This is a genomic window from Halobacteriovorax sp. RT-1-1 (assembly GCF_047085455.1).
Classification (GTDB): Bacteria; Bdellovibrionota; Bacteriovoracia; order Bacteriovoracales; family Bacteriovoracaceae; genus Halobacteriovorax_A.
In genome coordinates this window covers 1,660,111-1,677,569 of record NZ_JBKIXZ010000001.1, presented here as the reverse complement: position 1 = coordinate 1,677,569, position 17,459 = coordinate 1,660,111, and the positions used below count along the sequence as shown (strand labels likewise).

At 36.3% G+C, this 17,459-nt stretch carries 17 protein-coding genes; 10 read left to right on the top strand and 7 right to left on the bottom strand.

From position 1 onward, the window contains the following. Positions 1-86 precede the first annotated feature (86 nt). Positions 87-791 (bottom strand): SAM-dependent methyltransferase, encoded by a 705-nt coding sequence (locus tag ACMAWV_RS08250; RefSeq protein WP_392991825.1) that lies wholly within the window; start codon positions 789-791, stop codon positions 87-89. A gap of 54 nt (positions 792-845) precedes the next feature. Here ACMAWV_RS08250 and ACMAWV_RS08245 point away from each other — a divergent pair, with 54 nt between their 5' ends. Further along, complete coding sequence (locus ACMAWV_RS08245; RefSeq protein WP_412469596.1) at positions 846-1,970, top strand: THUMP domain-containing protein; 1,125 nt, start codon at positions 846-848, stop codon at positions 1,968-1,970. Here ACMAWV_RS08245 and ACMAWV_RS08240 read toward each other — a convergent pair. After that, entirely contained in the window at positions 1,967-3,154 is a 1,188-nt protein-coding gene (locus tag ACMAWV_RS08240) for a peptidase U32 family protein (RefSeq protein WP_412469597.1), read from the bottom strand. The genes ACMAWV_RS08245 and ACMAWV_RS08240 overlap by 4 nt on opposite strands. Continuing rightward, positions 3,154-4,362, bottom strand: a complete 1,209-nt coding sequence (locus ACMAWV_RS08235) for a peptidase U32 family protein (protein ID WP_103217334.1) — start codon at positions 4,360-4,362, stop codon at positions 3,154-3,156. Before ACMAWV_RS08235 ends, ACMAWV_RS08240 begins: the two co-directional genes overlap by 1 nt. Positions 4,363-4,427: 65 nt before the next feature. On the opposite strand from ACMAWV_RS08235, the gene ACMAWV_RS08230 reads away from it, so the two are divergent. Genes ACMAWV_RS08230 through ACMAWV_RS08220 form a run of 3 tightly spaced genes read left to right on the top strand, consistent with a single transcriptional unit; the run spans position 4,428 to position 8,669 of the window. Further along, on the top strand, positions 4,428-5,573 hold the full coding sequence (locus ACMAWV_RS08230) for a hypothetical protein (RefSeq protein ID WP_412462650.1): 1,146 nt from the start codon (positions 4,428-4,430) through the stop codon (positions 5,571-5,573). Positions 5,574-5,581: 8 nt separating this feature from the next. After that, complete coding sequence (locus ACMAWV_RS08225; RefSeq protein WP_103217336.1) at positions 5,582-5,995, top strand: cyclic nucleotide-binding domain-containing protein; 414 nt, start codon at positions 5,582-5,584, stop codon at positions 5,993-5,995. Positions 5,996-6,014: 19 nt separating this feature from the next. Continuing rightward, positions 6,015-8,669 (top strand): cation-translocating P-type ATPase, encoded by a 2,655-nt coding sequence (locus ACMAWV_RS08220; RefSeq protein ID WP_412469598.1) that lies wholly within the window; start codon positions 6,015-6,017, stop codon positions 8,667-8,669. Positions 8,670-8,713: 44 nt separating this feature from the next. On the opposite strand, the gene ACMAWV_RS08215 is transcribed toward ACMAWV_RS08220, so the two are convergent. Next, positions 8,714-9,697, bottom strand: coding sequence for a malate dehydrogenase (locus ACMAWV_RS08215; RefSeq protein WP_103217338.1), 984 nt, complete (start codon positions 9,695-9,697; stop codon positions 8,714-8,716). A gap of 149 nt (positions 9,698-9,846) precedes the next feature. On the opposite strand from ACMAWV_RS08215, the gene ACMAWV_RS08210 reads away from it, so the two are divergent. Beyond that, a complete protein-coding gene (locus ACMAWV_RS08210) occupies positions 9,847-10,527 on the top strand; it encodes a hypothetical protein (RefSeq protein WP_103217339.1) in 681 nt (226 codons plus the stop codon). Positions 10,528-10,631: 104 nt separating this feature from the next. On the opposite strand, the gene ACMAWV_RS08205 is transcribed toward ACMAWV_RS08210, so the two are convergent. Both ACMAWV_RS08205 and ACMAWV_RS08200 read right to left on the bottom strand, forming a co-directional pair. After that, positions 10,632-10,955 carry a helix-turn-helix domain-containing protein gene (locus ACMAWV_RS08205; protein WP_103217340.1) on the bottom strand — a complete coding sequence of 108 codons (324 nt, stop codon included), beginning with the start codon at positions 10,953-10,955 and terminating at the stop codon, positions 10,632-10,634. 173 nt (positions 10,956-11,128) lie between these two features. After that, positions 11,129-12,451, bottom strand: a complete 1,323-nt coding sequence (locus ACMAWV_RS08200) for an amidohydrolase family protein (RefSeq protein WP_158246824.1) — start codon at positions 12,449-12,451, stop codon at positions 11,129-11,131. A gap of 31 nt (positions 12,452-12,482) precedes the next feature. Between ACMAWV_RS08200 and ACMAWV_RS08195 the strand changes: the two genes are divergently transcribed. The 4 genes from ACMAWV_RS08195 to ACMAWV_RS08180 all read left to right on the top strand — a co-directional run bounded on the left by ACMAWV_RS08195 (position 12,483) and on the right by ACMAWV_RS08180 (position 15,452). Next, entirely contained in the window at positions 12,483-13,817 is a 1,335-nt protein-coding gene (locus ACMAWV_RS08195; protein ID WP_158246825.1) for an NfeD family protein, read from the top strand. Positions 13,818-13,826: 9 nt separating this feature from the next. After that, positions 13,827-13,955: a hypothetical protein gene (locus tag ACMAWV_RS08190; RefSeq protein WP_255407610.1), complete on the top strand. Its 129-nt coding sequence runs from the start codon at positions 13,827-13,829 to the stop codon at positions 13,953-13,955. Between the two features lie 173 nt (positions 13,956-14,128). Then, the gene (locus ACMAWV_RS08185; protein ID WP_103217343.1) at positions 14,129-14,884 is read left to right on the top strand and encodes a slipin family protein; all 756 of its coding nucleotides are present in this window, start codon (positions 14,129-14,131) and stop codon (positions 14,882-14,884) included. 22 nt (positions 14,885-14,906) lie between these two features. Further along, positions 14,907-15,452, top strand: coding sequence for a hypothetical protein (locus ACMAWV_RS08180; RefSeq protein ID WP_103217344.1), 546 nt, complete (start codon positions 14,907-14,909; stop codon positions 15,450-15,452). On the opposite strand, the gene ACMAWV_RS08175 is transcribed toward ACMAWV_RS08180, so the two are convergent. After that, on the bottom strand, positions 15,449-16,684 hold the full coding sequence (locus tag ACMAWV_RS08175) for a hypothetical protein (RefSeq protein ID WP_392991810.1): 1,236 nt from the start codon (positions 16,682-16,684) through the stop codon (positions 15,449-15,451). The two genes, ACMAWV_RS08180 and ACMAWV_RS08175, sit on opposite strands and share 4 nt — an antisense overlap. A gap of 97 nt (positions 16,685-16,781) precedes the next feature. Between ACMAWV_RS08175 and ACMAWV_RS08170 the strand changes: the two genes are divergently transcribed. Beyond that, positions 16,782-17,447, top strand: coding sequence for a hypothetical protein (locus ACMAWV_RS08170; protein ID WP_412469599.1), 666 nt, complete (start codon positions 16,782-16,784; stop codon positions 17,445-17,447). The last annotated feature ends 12 nt before the right edge of the window (positions 17,448-17,459 follow it).

Below are 17,459 nucleotides of genomic sequence, written 5' to 3'. Positions count from 1 at the left end.
AGGCAATTTAGCAGATTTTATTCGAAGCAACAACATTCCATTTATGCTTTGGAAAAATCTATCTGATTTGCTTGGCCTCTAAACAATTACTTTATGATAAGAATGAACTCTTTCTTTAAACCAGAAACTTCTTTGAGTAATTTCGACAACTTACCATATTTTAATTCTTCTTCCTCACCGTTAAGTTCCATCCCAACAAAGCCAAGACGCTCACCAAATACTTCAACAGACTCTTCAAGAAGTCTTGTTAAGCGATAGGGAGTATCCATTAGTATCTTAGGCATATCGACTTTTGCTAATTTCTTTAGAAATTCTTTGCGCTCCTCTGGTCTTCGAGGAGGGAAACCAGCAAAGGTGAAATTTGCACAATCAATACCAGATAGCGCTACAGCTAGTGAAATAGAATTACTATGAGGCGTACAAGTGACACGAATACCAAGTTCATGACACCTTTTAACTAGTTTTTGACCTGGATCACAAAAGGCCGGAAGGCCTCCATCGCTCATTAAATAAGCGTCTTTACCGCTTTGGATCTTTGAGATGAGATCGTTTTCTATCTCAACTTGAGTGTGCTCATTGAAGAGAATAAAGTCTTCAATAATCTCTCGCTCAAGTCCAAATCTTATCCAACGTCTACGACAAGGCTTTAAGTCCTCGATTAGAAAAAGACTTTGCTCACGCTTTTCAATAGCAGACTTTAATAAATTTAAAGCTGTAGTCTCAAGCGGGTTTTGCTCATCAATAGGAGTTGCAATTAAATATAGAGTTCCGTATTTACTTTGTTTGGCCATATCATTTATATATGATCAATTGGTTATAAACTCAAGATCGTGTATATAAATAATATGCAAAAAGCTTCAAAAATTTACGAATTATTTCTCTCTGTTACTCCAGGACTAGAAGTCTTTGCCAAAGAAGAGATAAAAGACTTACTAAGTAGCGTATTCTTCAGTGAAGTTGAGCTTGATTTAGAAGATGGATTAACACTCAAATCCAGCGACTTGTTCGTGCTTCTTACCATTATTAAATTTTTAAAAATTCCAACGAGAGTACTTCTTAGAATTGAAGAATTTAAAGCAAGAGATCTTCCTAAACTTTATAAGAAACTTACTAAAATAAATTGGAATGATTATATACCGACAACTGAGATTGAATTTAAAGTTAGCTCTCATAACTCGCGTTTATTTGATGATCGCAAAATCATTAAGGCCACAAAAGATGCAATAAGTGACTATCAAAAGGCCCAGCCTTTTAAAGCGAAGTACTCACAATTAGAATGGAGTCATCCACCGATAATCTTTTTACGCTTTGAAGAAGATATGTGCCAATTATCAATCGATTGTTCTGGTGAAAGATTAGATAAGAGAGGACATAAAATCCTAAGTGCCAAAGCACCGATGAGAGAATCTCTTGGGGCCGCTTTAATCCGTTTTATCAACGAAAATGAAGACAGTGACTATCCCCTGCTTGATCCAATGGCCGGCTCTGGCACAATTGTCAGTGAATACCTTTTACAAGACGAGCTTAATAATAAGAGAGCTTATAATTTTGAGAACTTTCCAATCTTTAGAAAACTTCCAGCAAAGAAGATAGAGATGGCACCTATTGAAATTGCCAGGAAGGCCTTTGCAAATGATATAAACCAAGACAATATCAAGGCGATCAAAAAGAATCTAGAGCAATATAATCTAGAGGTTACTCATGGCGATTTCTTTAAGATGAAAGAACTTAATCATGACAATATCATTATTGCTTGTAATCTTCCGTACGGAAAAAGAATTAAAACACAAAAAAATATCCACGACTTTGTGAATGACTTTTTCTCAAAAGCACAACAAATTGGCGCCAAAAGCGCCTATGCTGTTATCCCAGAGACATTTATCATTGATAAAAAATTTAAGATTCTAAGATCACAAAGGATCAACAATGGCGGAATCTGGATTCAATTTGTAAGAGCTAGCTTTATTTAATTTTTATAGGCCATTGTCTTAACACTTACACCACTAACGTGCGCAACAAGAATTAAGTCTCCAGTCTTAGCAAACTCTGTTTCTGTTCCATTAGTATGTGTAATTTTATGAACTCTAGTTGTTTTAACTTTTCCATCAGGCGTTGTTAAACGAAGCTCATCTCCTACACTTAGGGCGCGATCCTGCCCACGCATTCCCTTAATAAGAATGGCCATATGAGACTTTTTCACAACATCAACGACTTCACCTAAAAAGCCTTCGTCTTGACGTTGAGTGCGCTTATTTTTTAGCTTCTTAAAAAGTACATCAGACTTATTTACGTGAAAGAAACCACGAGTAGTAGAGTTGCCAAATTGTTCTTTAATTTCTTTTGCTTTATGCTTATCGAAGTCATTTACTAAAGAGATAACATCAGAAAGAAGGTTATTATTTTCAAGATGGCGCGTATCCACTCTTAAATCATTAACTCCACACTCTTTTAGTTCATCAATATATTCTAATAGAAATTGATCCTTCGTATTAAACATAAATGTTCCATGTTGATTTTCAACAATTGGAAAACCTTTATGCGGAGATTCTTCACTAGAGCCACTCACTTCAATATAGTCGTCTTCTAGTTTTTCATCTGAATACAAAGGAGAGACAAGATTACGAGGTGTATAGAAAAGTAAAATGCGACCAAATACAAGAAGCTCAGTTTCTACGCCCCAAGATTTAATTTCTGAGCAAAACTCTTTAACCACACTACTTGATAACTCAATTGATAAAACAATCTTTCTTAAACGCTCACCAATTAGTTTCTTCCAAACCTTGATTGAATGTAGGTTATGATGTCCCCCCGTATCGAGAAGAAGATCAATATCAAGTTCTGGATATTCATTTAGACAAAAATTGATTGCTCCAGGATCTCTTAAGCGAATACTTTTAAATTCAAGATCAGCATATTTTCTAAATTGTTCTTTATACATGCTAAAGCGAGATTCAGTCATTAGAATATCCCACTCAAGACAATAAGAGATTCCTTCAGACTTTAAAGAATCGATGGCCTGGGACATCTCTTCAATTGTTAGTTTCCCAACTTGAGAAAACAGACGAGTCGCTAGAATAACTTCACTAATTGTTGCCTTATTAGCAATTATATTAGGAAGATCATTTAAATTATTTAGGTATGTTGTTGTCTTCATTAGCTAACAACCTTTGCACGTACAAGGTTGTTTACCTCAACACCTGCAACATAAGGGATTTTAAAAAGTGCACCAGGACGTGTACGTTCAAAATTCTCCCCCGCAAGATTTGAAATATGATCAACTCTTACATCAACATGAGCATTAGAAAAAGGCATAATCTCAAGAGACTCTCCTAGTTCAAATGCACTTCTAACATCAACGACGATAAATTCGTTATCGACAACTTGAGCAACTTTACCAATTGCCCTGTATGTTTTGTCCTCGTGTTCACGATCGTTATATATTGATGTTTCATCAGCTTCATCAACTAAAGAAGCTTGCGTATAAGCACGGTGAGTAACTTTCGTAAGTTCCTCTTCCCATTTTAAAAGATCATCACTTAAGAAGTTTCCATGCTCTTTGTAATAAGCAAGGGCCCCTGAATAAACCATAGAAATCGTTCCAGCATACATAGGAGACTTCATACGTCCTTCTACCTTTAGCGAATCGATTCCTGCATCAATAAAGTCTTGTAAAAGTCTAATACCTTCAAGATCTTTAGAACTCATGAAATAACTATTAAGCTCTTTTTTACCGTCTTCGATCTTGTATTCAAAGCGACAACTGTGAGCACAACCACCACGATTAGAGTCACGTCCTTGCGTATAATTTGAAATGACACAATTTCCGGAATAGGCCATACACATTGAACCGTGCACGAACATCTCGATTTCAACACCGGCTTCTTCTTTGATCTTCTTGGCATCCGCAATTGAAACTTCACGGCCAAGAACAATCCTAGTTACGCCAAGTTTTTTCCAAAGCTTTGCACTTTCAACGTTTAAACAGCTTGCTTGTGTTGATAAGTGAACCTCGAGATTAGTATTTTCCGCGATATAATTAATAACGCCAGGATCAGAAACGATTACCGCATCAACGCCAACATCATCGAGCTCTTTGATAAAATCAAGTAGGCCGTCAAAATCCTTATCATGGAAGAATGAGTTTAAGACGACGTAGACAAGAGCGCCACGCTCGTGAGCAAACTCAACCCCTTCACGTATCTCATCAATAGTGAAGTTATCGGCCGCTTGGCGAAGTCCATATTTTTGACCACCAAGATAAACGGCATTTGCACCGTAACTAATGGCCACTTTCAATTTTTCTAGGCTACCTGCTGGAGCTAAAAGCTCGGGTACCCATCTGGTGTTTTTTGCATCTTTCATAAGGTCTTCTATGTACCAGAAATTACGTATATAATAAAGTCATAGGGAAATCTTGATTAGTTTTTATGAAAAAAATATTTAACATCATATTTTATTTGGCCTGTGCGTTCATTATCACAATTTTGGGACTTCTAAGTTACCATTATCACGAAGCACCTCTGCGTGAAACGCCAGCACCTTATGTCATGGCCCCTGGAGTCTTTGGCCCAGATGAAGTTGCATCAAATGCAGATGTACTTATTGTTGGCGACGAGATGGGTGTCTCAATAGGTCCATTTATTAACGATATTACGACTCAGCTTTCAAAGAAGCTTGCTCGTCCGTTATCAATTTATAATATTTCCACTAAAGGTGAATCACTTTATCGCACGATTGAGCGAGTTGCTGCTTTAAAAAAAGTTCCAAAAATTCTCATTCTTGCTTCTGGATATTCTGAATTACAAGAAGATATTTATCCGACTAAAAAAGATGCCATAAAAGTAAATAATCAGAATTTTAAATTATTTAGAAATCTGTACATCCAAAGTTTAATAAAATTACACCCTAATCTTTCACGATTAATATTTTTAAACGAAAATCTTAAGCAGTTAACCTCAGAGATTGAACAAATTGATTTCGAGAACCTTTCACCTGAGAGATTTAGAAGTATTCTAGAAAAAGAGCTACTACTCTATGATATTCGCCTAGAAAAATTCTTCAGAAACTTAAAATCACAAGGAATCAACATCCTGACAATAATCCCTCCAATTAATATGGAAATTAACGATTTAAAAATTTGTCAGGATACAACAAGTGTTCTATTTGAAGATGCCCTAAGTAAGCTTGAGACATTACTGTCAGAGTCAAAAACAAAAGAGGCCCATGTCCTTGTACAATCACTTGATAAGAATATTTTGGCCAACACAAAGTTTCATCAACTGAAACAAGAATTTTTTGAGAAGCAAGGTGAAATTACAAAGGCATATGATCAGGCATTACAAAAGGTTGCCTTTGCATGTGAAGTAAAGTCATCACATCCTCTTTTTATAAAACAGTTAGAAAAGATAGCGGCCCATCAAAATGTCGACATCGTAGATTTTAACGAAGTTCTTAAGCAAAATTATACAAGAAACCCTTTATTTATTTCTAATAAAGCCCCACAATCTATCTATTACCCTAAGCTTGTAAGTGAATTAGTCATTAAGCTCAAGCAGATTACTCAATTAAAATAAGAGGCCATATGAGAATTGTTCATAATGAAAATACTATCATCATTAAACAAGGAGACTCTTCGGACACAATCTATCTAGTGGAGGAAGGAGAATTACTTGTCTTTGTTGTTGATGGCAATAAGGTAAGTCCAGTTGCACTAGTTGGCCCAGGGGAGATGATTGGAGAGATGGCCTTTTTTGCAGGCACTCACCGCGCAGCTTATGTCATGGCAAAGTCAAAGGTAACCCTTATGGAAATCGATAGTGAAACGATCAAAGAACAACTACCTGATTGGCTATTTAAGATGACAAAGAATGTGGTTGATCGTATTCATCATCTCGATAAAGTTATTGCTAAAAGTGGAATCAAAAGAAAAAAAGCTGACACGATTAAACCACTTAGTATTGAAGAACAAAGAGAGATTCTAACTCTCATAAAATAATTTCAAGAAGGGCGAGTATATGAAAAAATACAATAGCCTATTCTATTCTAAATGCAGTGACATCGATGTTTCAACTTTACTTGAAACTGATATTGAAAAAGGTCTCACACATCAAGAGGCCCAAAAGAGACAACGTCTCTATGGACCAAATGAACTCTCTGTAAAAGTAAGTACATCCAAAATTACAATACTCATTCGCCAATTAAAAAGTATCATCGTTTTATTACTACTAATTGCGGCCCTAATATCTTTCTTTATTGGTCATATTGTAGAAGGCTTCACTGTCGTTGCAGTCTTAATTATCAATACAGCTTTGGGATTCTTCACAGAACTTAAGGCCATACGCTCAATGGAAGCCTTAAAGAAGATTGGTGTAACGAGATGTGGAGTAATACGAGAAGCACAATCGTTACATCTTAATACGAAAGAGTTGGTACCAGGTGATATTGTCTTGTTTGAAGCAGGAGATATTCTGGGAGCAGACCTTAGAATAGTTCAAGCAAATAACTTAAATGTAAATGAGTCTCTTTTAACGGGTGAGTCCGTACCAGTAGATAAAATAAGCGAAGCTCTCCAAGACGACATGATTATTGCCGAGAGAAAAAATATTCTCTTTAAAGGAACCTCCATAACAAGAGGGTCAGGTCGCGGTATTGTTATAGCTACGGCAATGGATACTGAAGTTGGTATAATTGCAAAAGAAGTAGAAAAAGATAGAAAAGATAATGATGAGACCACGCCACTTGAGAAACGACTAAATAAACTAGCAGGTCAAATTGTTTGGTTCTCATTAGTCATTGCCGCCGTCATTGCAATTAGTGGTATTACAGCAGGAAAGCCGCCTATTCTGATGCTTGAGACGGCCATAGCACTTGCCATCGCAACAATACCTGAAGGACTTCCTATTGTTGCAACTCTTGCCCTGGCAAAAGGTATGTGGAGAATGGCAAATAACAATGCTCTTATTAACAAGCTTGCTGCTGTTGAAACACTAGGAGCCACCTCAATTATCTTCACCGATAAAACCGGAACTCTAACTGAAAATAAAATGACTGTGCAGCTCTATAAGTCTCAAAACAAGAGCTATGATATGAACGGAGTGGAAAATCAATTCATTGATGATGAATTAAAACGACTTCTCCAAATTGGAGTTCTTTGTAACAACTCAGAAATTAATCGCAAGCAGAAGGGCCATAATATTGGAGACCCAATGGAGATCGCTCTACTTGAAGTAGCGGCCAAGTTTAAAATTAAAAGAGCTGAAATGATCCAGCAGATGCCTGAACTAAAAGAGGTCCCCTTTGATAGCTCAACTCTTATGATGGCCACATATCATCAAGTGGCCAATTCAATACTCGTGGCAGTTAAGGGTGCCCCTGAAGCAGTTTTAAAGGCGTGTACGTCTATTCGAAATATTGATGGAGTAATTGAGTTTAATGAAGAATTAAAAAAAGAATGGAATCAAGAAAATCATAAGCTTGCCAGTGAAGGTCTTCGAATCTTAGCACTTGCGACAAAGGATGTTGAGAATATAGATAAGTTTCCTTACGATCAACTCACCTTCTTAGGACTTGTTGCTTTACTTGACCCAGCACGCTCGGATGTTAAAGATGCTATCGAAAAATCGAAACAGGCCGGAATTAGAACAATTATGGTTACTGGAGATCAAGAAGGTACGGCCCTAAAAATTGCAAAGGATATTGGCCTAATTGAAAGTGATAATTTCTTTTCAATTAATGGAAAAATTTTGGGGCAAAGAAAAGATTGGAACAAAGAAATCGAAGAGAAGATAAATCGTGGACAGGTTTTTAGTCGAGTTGGGCCATTACAAAAACTTGATCTCATTAAACACTTTCAAGAAAAGAATGCTGTTGTTGCTATGACGGGTGATGGTGTTAATGATGCCGCGGCCTTAAATCATGCTGATATTGGAATTGCAATGGGAAAAAGAGGAACTCAAATTGCAAAAGAGGCTTCAGATATGATCCTACAAGACGATCAGTTTAATACAATTATCTTGGCCATCAAGCAAGGACGTATCATCTATAGTAATATTCAGCGTTTTGTTGTGTATCTACTCTCATGTAATATAAGTGAAATTCTTATTGTATCAATTGCATCACTTATGAATATGCCATTACCTCTACTACCACTACAGATTCTCTTTTTAAATCTAGTAACAGATGTTTTCCCGGCCCTTGCCTTGGGAATGGGAGAAGGAGATCAAAATTATCTAAAAGCAGCTCCAAGGCCAAGAGACGAACAAATTATAACAAAGAGAAAATGGGCCCTAATATCACTATACGGATTCATTTTAACAACGAGTGTCCTTACAGGATTCTTCTATACCCTATCAACAACTCAAGATAGTCAAAGCGCCTTATCAGTCTCCTTTCTAAGCCTAGGTCTTGGTCAAGTCTTTCATGTATTCAACATGAGACTTGAGAGTTCAAATATATTAATTAATGAAATAACGAAGAATATTCACGTATGGGGAGCTGTACTTCTTTGTATCATACTATTGTTAGCTACAATTTATATTCCAGGATTAAGAAGTATCTTGAACTTAAAAGTGATTGGTTCAAAAGAATGGACTATTGTCGCTTACTCTTCTTTAGCGCCACTTATAATTATTCAATTATTAGCGAAATTAAAATTGGGGATAAGGATTTAGGATATAAGGTGCCCGCAAGATCTCAAGCAGGCACCTTAATATAATTAAACTAGACCTAGTTCTTTTACAGTATTTCTTTCAGCGCGAAGCTCTTCAAGAGTTGCATTAAACTTTTCTTGTCCAAATGCATTGTGCTCTTGTCCTTCAACAACTTTAAGCTCACCGTTTTCAACACGACATGGGAATGAGAAGATTAGCCCTTCATCAACACCGTATTGTCCCTTAGATGCAAGACACATAGAGAATGTCTCACCAGCAGGAGTATCGTGAGTTAAAGCGTAAACACCGTTTACACAAGCATTTGCAGCAGAAGCAGCAGAAGATGCTCCACGTGCTTTAATGATAGCTGCACCTCTTTTTTGTACAGTTTCAATAAACTCACCTTTTAAGTAATCTTCATCAGTGATAACTTCAGCCGCTGACTTTCCACCAATTTTAGCATTGTAGAAATCTGGGTATTGAGTTGCTGAGTGGTTACCCCAAATTGTCATATTTGTAACTTCTGTTACATCAACACCTGCTTTTTGAGCTAGTTGAGTCTTAGCTCTCTTCTCATCAAGAGTCGTCATTGCAAAGAAACGAGACTTATCAAGTCCTGAAGCTTCCATTGCGATGTAACAATTTGTGTTACATGGGTTACCAACTACGAATAATTTTGAATCTGGCGCAGAGTGAGCGGCCATGGCCTTACCAAGTGGACCAAAAATTCCACCGTTCACCTTTAGAAGGTCAGCTCTTTCCATTCCGTCTTTTCTTGGAACGGCACCGATAGCAAGAATCCAGTTTGCATCTTTAAATGCAACTTCCATTTTATCTGTGCAAACAATATTTTTTAATAATGGAAATGCACAGTCATCAAGTTCCATTTTTACACCTTCAAGTGCACCTAGAGCTTGTGGAAGTTCAAGAAGTTGTAATTCTACTTCTGTTTCTGGACCAAACATTTGACCAGAAGCAATTCTAAAAAGAATCGCGTAACCAATTTGTCCCGCTGCACCTGTAACTGCAACTTTAACTCTTTTAGTCATATAATTTCCCCTTTTTAAAAAATTAGAGAGTTGTTCAATTGAAATTGGCCAATTTTATCATAGGTGTTAGACAAGTTGTAGCTTTACTTAGCAATATTAGGGGCTATAATTAAAATTAAATCTAAAAGTTAATAATCTAAGGAATCATAATGGAGCAAGGCAACAAGAACGCCTCAAATTCATCATCAGCATCTTCAGACAAGCCGCAAAATCGTGGGAACAGAAGTCGCTCGAATAATCGCAGACGTCGTAAGCGTCCAGCAAATGCAAGTGCAGCGAATCCTAATAAAGCTCAACAGCCTCAACAAGGGGCAAACAAGAGTGCTCAATCGGGACAAGCAACAAATAAAAAGCCGTCTAATAAATCTTCTAACCGAAATCGTAGACGTCGTGGACCAAGCAAGAATCGTCGACCGAATCCACAACATTTAAGTGGCGAAGACTTTATCATTGTAAAATACTTCAATTTACTTGAGCAGCACATTATGGCCAGACGCAAGTACTTTGATAACTTTGAGCGCGTTGGTGAGAAGCAAAGAGAAAAGCTTGAGCGCAATTTTATTGAAACACAAAAGACTTTCTTGGCCTTTAAAGAAAGACTTAAAGAAGAAGATCTAAAAGTATTTGAAGAAAAATTTGAATCGTTAAAAATGGATCTAACTTACTCTTCAAATCACGAACTTCCAGTTGGTGAAGTTGAGCCAGAGGTTACAGAAGAAGAAATTGAAGATCCACACTATCTTCAAACTCAAGTTGAAGCAAATTATGCAGATGATACTGAAGAGTCTGTTGGTTCACTTGAAGATTACAAGGCATATAAAGGTTTATAATTAAATTTTCTACCATTCATCCTGAACATAAAAAAAAGGGAGCTTTCGCTCCCTCTTTTTTTATCAATATTTTCTAACTAACAACCTTCGAAAAGGTAATCAGATTAGTAAACGAAGTTTGAAGTCGTCGTTGCTTCAGCACCAGTTGTTGCACCAACAACACCTGATCCATCCTTTAGATAATTATCTAAAGTTTCTTCGTGATCTTTAATGATAGCGTCTTTTAATTCAGCTTCATTAATGTCTAAGATTTCACAAACTCTACGTAACATCTTTAGTGGGATGTTGCAAAGAGCACGTTCAACGTTAGAAATGAATTGACCATTCTTGTAACCAAGAAGGTGTGATAATTCTGATTGAGAATATCCTTTTGGATGTGCTGTTCTCTTTTCTTTAATTAGTTTCGCGATGTGACTAAAACTTCTCATGTATTTCTCCTAAGTATTATATTCAAGCACTTACGATTCGTATCTTAATATATTCTAAAGCAATAAAATATTTTTGTAAACATATTAACAGATTTGTAAGAAAACTTTTTACAATTTTCTCGTAATTTTATTGTCGATAGCCGATATTGTTCAACATCATCGATTTAGCCAGCTTAACTGTCTGAAATCACATTGCCGTTATAATACGTCGCTTCAATCAAATCCACGTATAAGGCCCTATCTTTGTTAGGCCTCTTAATCAATTTCTTAAGTTTTTCCTCAGTCGTTAAGCTCGCGCTCATTTTTTTGTCACCAAGGCTCACAAAATGTAGCTTTTTCCCAACTTCGAAATTCCCACTTTCTTGTTCTAATTTAAGGGAATTTGCTCCAGCAAGCGTCGCGCGGTAGAGACCTTGAGTGTAGGAAGTATCGCGGTGGCCTCTTTTATGGTTTTGCATAACAAATGAATTGATTACATCAAGCATCGAAAGGAAAGGTCCACCACCAATATCACTGGCAAGCGCCCAGTGAACGTTGTAACGATTTGCTCTCTTATAATCAAAAAGTCCCGAACCTAGCCCTAGCTCCTTTATTGGAGCATTGCTTGTTGGACAATGTGCAATCATCGTTTTCTTTTCACCTAAAAGTTTTAACTCTTTTGGAGAAAGATAAATACCATGCCCCATGATTGTTTTAGGAGTTAGAAGTCCAACTTTGTCGTAGATTTCAGTATAAGTTTTTACTTTTTCAAATCCCTTAATGTCCTTATAGATACTAAGTACAAAGTCGATTTCATTTTGTGTTTCACTTAAGTGAGTTTGAATAAAAGAGCGATGTTTCTTAGCAGTTTTACCACCTGCGGCCATTGTTACAGGATCTGTTGTAATGGCAAATCGAGGTGTCACTGCATATTTATCTTTGTATTCTTTTGCAAGAGCTTCAGTTTGTGCAATTGTCTCCTCTACGCCCATTGTTAGGTACTCTGGCGAGTTCATCGTCATTTGAACATTACCTAGAATATAATCACCCTTAAAATTTTTAAGTGCTTCTGAGACAGAGTGTGAATGAATTGAGCCATAACATGCTCCACCAATCGTTCCGTTATTAGCAATCTTTGAAGTAAATTCTTTTGCTTTTTTACGTGCAAAAGCTAGCTTCTTAAAATTTGCTTCATAAGGCCAAGTGTAATTTTCAAGCCAGTTAAGAAGATTGGCCTTTGGCATTTCACAAACGGCATCTTGTACCCAGTGAAAGTGCGTATCATAAAGACCAGGGATAATATATTGGCCACTCTTGTCGATCACTTCAACATTTTTCTTACGCGCTAAATAGTCCGTAAGCTCTTTCTTAGGCATACGATCGATGATTTTGTAATCACCTTTTGTCGTGCGCTTTGCAACAATTGCATAATCTTCTAAAAATTCACATTTTTTATCATTTATAGGATTAAAAAAATGAGCGATAATTACTTTATAAGTAATATTATTTGATGACATGAAATCTCCTTTAATAAGCAGGTCAACATATATGAAGAAGCATATCATTACAAGTTTTGTAGTACTCTTTACTCTATTTTTAACGTCATTCGGCGCAGTTGCAGCGGATAGCTTTAACCAAGCCAAAGAAGTTAATATCAATAAAATCGTTGCGGTTAATATTGAAGAGGCCATCACTCCGGCCACTTTAAATTACCTTCAAAAAGCCTTTCAAAGTATTGAAGGCGAAAGAGAAAGCGCGATCTTAATTAAGATAAACACTCCCGGCGGATTAGTTAGTGTTACTAAAGAGATCATGCACCTAATTGCAAATAGCGAAAACCTAGTGATTGGATGGGTGGGGCCTAGTTCAGCATCAGCAACAAGTGCTGGAGCAATTATTGCAAGTAGCATCCCAGTACTCTACATGGCCGATGGAACGCGAATTGGTGCAGCAACTCCAATTTCAGGGACATCAGATATTAAAGAAGGCGATATGAAAAATAAAATCGTCAATGATCTAGTAGCTCTCGTAAAGTCTCAGGCTTCCGCAACTGGAAAAAATGAAGAAGTATTCACAAAGATGATTACTGAGGCCAAGAGCTATACTGAAACAGAAGCACTAAAAGAAAATGTCCACAACGGTATTGTTGATACAATTCAAGGTGTAGGCGGTCTTATCAGCACAATTAACAACAAAACTTTTCTTTCACATCATAAACCTTTTAAGGTTGTGATTGCTGATAACTATGTTCTTACGACAATGGAGAAAACACTTGGGCAAAAACTTTTAAGCTTCTTCGCTTCGCCAGATATGGCCTATATTCTTTTTCTCATTGGAGCGGCACTCATCTACGTAGAGTTCCAAGCTCCAGGTGGATTTATTGCAGGAAGTGTAGGGGCCGTGGCCATACTGATAGCAGGAATATCATTTAATATTCTTTCATTAAATACTGGCGCGTTTCTACTTATTATTGCGGCCTTTGTTCTCTTTATCTTAGAAATATATATTACAAGCTTTGGCCTTCTGACCTTGGCCGGGATAGCCAGTTTGATCTTTGGCTCCATGTTCTTATTTCAAACAGAGGAATCATATCTACAAATTTCATCAACTGTACTCTTCTCAAGTATTGGTGCGATTCTTGCCTTCATTGGTGTTATTGCCTATGTCTTTTATAAGTCCAGAAAAAGAATTTTCTCTGAACCAGAAGATCCGTACACAGGAGTTGAGATTACAGTAACAGATATTGATGGTGATAAATTCTTTTCACGCTACAATGGAGAATTGTGGCAACTTACGGCCACTGGCGATATGTCAAAGCTAAAAGTTGGTGATAAGGTAGAGGTCATAAAAAAAGACAACCTAAAGTTACAAGTAAAAATATAGAGGTATAAAATGAGTCAAAGAAAATCTTTTCGCCAATTAATGAGTTTAATCTTTTCAATGTGTCAGAATGAGCTACCAACTAAGAGCGATATCGACTGGGTAAGAAGAGAGATTAAAAAATTCTTGTGGCTTAAATAATTGAAATAAAAGAAGAAAAAACTAAGGGGACGTTGAGGGACGATTGATTTTTGACAAGGAAGAGAGAGAGTTTATTAAAAATCTCCCCTTAGTTTTCTTAATATAATATTAAACTCTCAGTTTTTTTTAGAGTCAGTTAAATGTAAAGTTTTTGTCAATTCAACGGAGGATATATGATTAATTTTGCGCCTTACTTACCATTTATAATTCTACTATTAATTTTATTGTTCAACACAGTTAAGGTTCTAAAAGAATACGAACGTGGTGTCATCTTCTTTTTAGGACGCTTCACAGCTGTTAGAGGGCCAGGTTTAATACTGCTAATTCCAGGTCTTGAGAAAATGCATAAAGTAGACTTAAGAACTGTCACAATGGATATTCCATCACAAGACATTATCTCAAAAGATAACGTAACACTTAAAGTTAATGGTGTTGTTTACTTTAGAGTTGAAGATCCAGAAAAGTCAGTTGTTGCAGTTGAGAACTATCTACTTGCAACAGGACAAATTGCTCAAACAACTCTACGTTCTGTTATTGGTCAATTTGAGCTAGATGAAATTCTATCTATGCGTGAGCAAATCAATGCACGTCTACAGTCTATTTTAGATGAGCATACAGAGCCATGGGGAATTAAAGTATCAACAGTTGAAGTCAAAGCAATTGACCTTCCGATTGAGATGCAAAGAGCGATGGCAAAGCAAGCAGAAGCGGAAAGAGATAAGAGAGCAAAGGTTATTTCAGCTCAAGGTGAATTTGATGCAGCATTAAAACTAGCAGAAGCTGCAAAGGTACTTAATGAATCACCAAATGCGATTACTCTTCGTTATCTAGATACAATGAAAGAAATTTCAAGCGGAGATGGTAAGTCGACAACTTTCTTCCCACTACCTGTGGATTTTTTAACAAATATAATGGGTAAAGGTAACTAACAAAGTAAGAACAAAGTCATTTATGATTTCAAAATATTTTAATTTAATTCCATTTGCTGAAAATGATCTTGATCTCGAAGCTTCTGCTGAGATCAAGGTCATTGACGGCCATGTTAACTTTCACTTCACACTAAAGGGAGACCTCTCTCCTATTTACATTCACCGTGACAATGGAAAGATGAACCGAGTTATAGGCCTTTGGACACAGACTTGTTTTGAATTCTTTATTCTCAATAAGACAGATGGTGAATATTTTGAATTTAACTTTGGGAGTGATTCAAGTTGGAATTGCTTTATCTTCAATTCATATCGCTCAGAACTTACCGAGTATAATGACATTGAACTTGATAATATTGTCATCAAATCAGAGGATGAACTCTTTACACTAAATTGTCGCTTTGAACTTAAGAAGCTTGGTCACAACTTTGAAGATCTTTCTAATCTAAGAGTATCTCCCACATGTGTATTGACGGCCGAAGGTGACAACACTTATTACTACTCAAATAAGCACCCAGATACTTCACCAAACTTTCACCACCCTGATAGTTTTGAGGATTTGATCTCTTAGTACTCGCTTAAATCGTCTTTTTCTTCTTTAACTTCGATATTCTTTAGAATGTAATCGAGCTTAGCATCGTCATCTTTAAAGTCGACTTCGCCAGATATTTGATAATCAGCAAGATCCCTCTCTTGCTTCTTTCTCTCTTTCTTCGTCTCTATTTCAATTTTTGCCTTGAGATCATCTTTTAAAACTTCATCACGATTTGAAAATGTTTTTCCAAACTTCTTCTTAGCAAAATCATAAAGACTAAATAGTTGAGCTGTTTTGTAATTACCTTTTTCAAGATAATAGATCATTTCACGATAGAAAGCTTCATTTTCAAGCTCATGTGACCAGGCACTATAGAGTAGTGCCATCCCCTTGTATTCAAACCTCTTCTCATACTTAAGCTTTCTAAACTCATTATACATCGCTAGAGAACTCTCCTCATCACGAGAAAGACTAAGCTTTAAATTCTTAACAAGTTTATCAAGGACAACATTATGATCTGGATGATTCTTATTATAGCGAATTGTTTGATGGTACAGACGTCCCTTTTCATAGAAGTAGTTTTTTAGAATACCAGAATTCTTTGGGCCATCGAAAAATTGCATTATATGGAAAGGACCATTTTGCACAATCTTCTTTGCATCTTTTGAAAAAATTTGATTACGAATCTTATAGATATAAAGAAAATAACCAAGCTTTGGAAGTGAGTAATTCGAAAGAAGATACTTAATATTTTTATAACTATATAGATTCAATTTTTTTATTTTAATATTAAGGTTTAAAACATCTAGCCAAACAGCTTGATTTGAAGAAGATTTGATAAATTGAGTAACTACCGGAAGATTAAAAATTGGGTCCATCGGTATAGCGGCCTTAAATTTTTCAATTTCAAAATCATAAACACTCAACACACGTCTATTCTTGTGATCAACAATATCAAAATACGGTAAAGCACTTAACTTATCGACATTTGGACGTGGAAATAGCTTAAAGCTTACATCATCAAAAGGAATATCAAATTGAAAGTTTTGAAAGTGTATCGGTTTCCAAAATAAAGTCGCACCTCGAGATTTTTCATAGGGAGATAGTCCACGATAGAGCCACTCATATCGATTAGTGGCAATAAAGTAGTCCGATTGAATCCCTTCATCTTGGAAGGTATAATAAAATCGGTACGGCATCGTAATGACAAGATAAACACTTGATAATACGAGTACTAGAATGGTCATTAGGAAGATAAGCTTCTTCATTATGAGATTTATCGGTTAATTGACCATTAAACTACATGAAAAAATTAATATTTTTTCAAAATTACCGATAAGTTAGGTGATTAATTCGGAGAATTGAATGAAAAAACTAATTTTTATCACAGCAATCATGGCCCTTACTTCTTGTGTAGCACCAAGAGAGACACGCTCAATCTATGATACGAATAGCTCTGGTTCAGGCTCTAGTATTGGATCAGGAGGAGGCTCTTCAGTCATTGATATTGATGATTCAGGAAGTTCAACTTCAAATGGTTCAAATGCAAATATTCCAAGTGCAATTGCTCACTGTAGCTGGTCTCTTGATGGTCAGACAGGATTTGCAAATACTTCAAATAGTCACCTTGGACCAAATACAATTTGTCAGTCTCGCACTAACGAAACTCAAATCTATGTCCAACTAAAAAACCCTGATACAAATTCTAGAGTTTGTGTCATACCAACTTCAGAGGCCTCAGGAAATTCAATTTATCTTGGTTCTGCCCAATGTAAGTACATTAATAGCTCTGGAACAATTTCATTATTTAACTTAACTAAGAATCGTGATTACGGACGCTATCAACAATTTAGAATCAACGGTGTAATGGTCATGAAGGAGAAAAGCTATGAATTCCCTTCTCCATTTAATCGTGAGCTAATCTCTTACGATGCCTACTTCATGTGTTCAATCAATGTTGATCTATACAACGATAGAACATATTGTGACGCCTTTAAATCTAAGGGCGAATATTTCTACAAATCATTCTAAAAAAAATAATTT

Bases quoted from the DNA above. Each gene is read 5' to 3' on its own strand.
- ACMAWV_RS08205 (WP_103217340.1), bottom strand. From the start codon at position 10,955: ATGAGAAGTTTTAGTCACATCGCGAAACTAATTAAAGAAAAGAGAACA.
- ACMAWV_RS08215 (WP_103217338.1), bottom strand. From the start codon at position 9,697: ATGACTAAAAGAGTTAAAGTTGCAGTTACAGGTGCAGCGGGACAAATT.
- ACMAWV_RS08195 (WP_158246825.1), top strand. From the start codon at position 12,483: ATGAAGAAGCATATCATTACAAGTTTTGTAGTACTCTTTACTCTATTT.
- ACMAWV_RS08220 (WP_412469598.1), top strand. From the start codon at position 6,015: ATGAAAAAATACAATAGCCTATTCTATTCTAAATGCAGTGACATCGAT.
- ACMAWV_RS08180 (WP_103217344.1), top strand. From the start codon at position 14,907: ATGATTTCAAAATATTTTAATTTAATTCCATTTGCTGAAAATGATCTT.
- ACMAWV_RS08245 (WP_412469596.1), top strand. From the start codon at position 846: ATGCAAAAAGCTTCAAAAATTTACGAATTATTTCTCTCTGTTACTCCA.
- ACMAWV_RS08240 (WP_412469597.1), bottom strand. From the start codon at position 3,154: ATGAAGACAACAACATACCTAAATAATTTAAATGATCTTCCTAATATA.
- ACMAWV_RS08200 (WP_158246824.1), bottom strand. From the start codon at position 12,451: ATGTCATCAAATAATATTACTTATAAAGTAATTATCGCTCATTTTTTT.
- ACMAWV_RS08170 (WP_412469599.1), top strand. From the start codon at position 16,782: ATGAAAAAACTAATTTTTATCACAGCAATCATGGCCCTTACTTCTTGT.
- ACMAWV_RS08230 (WP_412462650.1), top strand. From the start codon at position 4,428: ATGAAAAAAATATTTAACATCATATTTTATTTGGCCTGTGCGTTCATT.
- ACMAWV_RS08250 (WP_392991825.1), bottom strand. From the start codon at position 791: ATGGCCAAACAAAGTAAATACGGAACTCTATATTTAATTGCAACTCCT.
- ACMAWV_RS08210 (WP_103217339.1), top strand. From the start codon at position 9,847: ATGGAGCAAGGCAACAAGAACGCCTCAAATTCATCATCAGCATCTTCA.
- ACMAWV_RS08190 (WP_255407610.1), top strand. From the start codon at position 13,827: ATGAGTCAAAGAAAATCTTTTCGCCAATTAATGAGTTTAATCTTTTCA.
- ACMAWV_RS08225 (WP_103217336.1), top strand. From the start codon at position 5,582: ATGAGAATTGTTCATAATGAAAATACTATCATCATTAAACAAGGAGAC.
- ACMAWV_RS08235 (WP_103217334.1), bottom strand. From the start codon at position 4,362: ATGAAAGATGCAAAAAACACCAGATGGGTACCCGAGCTTTTAGCTCCA.
- ACMAWV_RS08175 (WP_392991810.1), bottom strand. From the start codon at position 16,684: ATGAAGAAGCTTATCTTCCTAATGACCATTCTAGTACTCGTATTATCA.
- ACMAWV_RS08185 (WP_103217343.1), top strand. From the start codon at position 14,129: ATGATTAATTTTGCGCCTTACTTACCATTTATAATTCTACTATTAATT.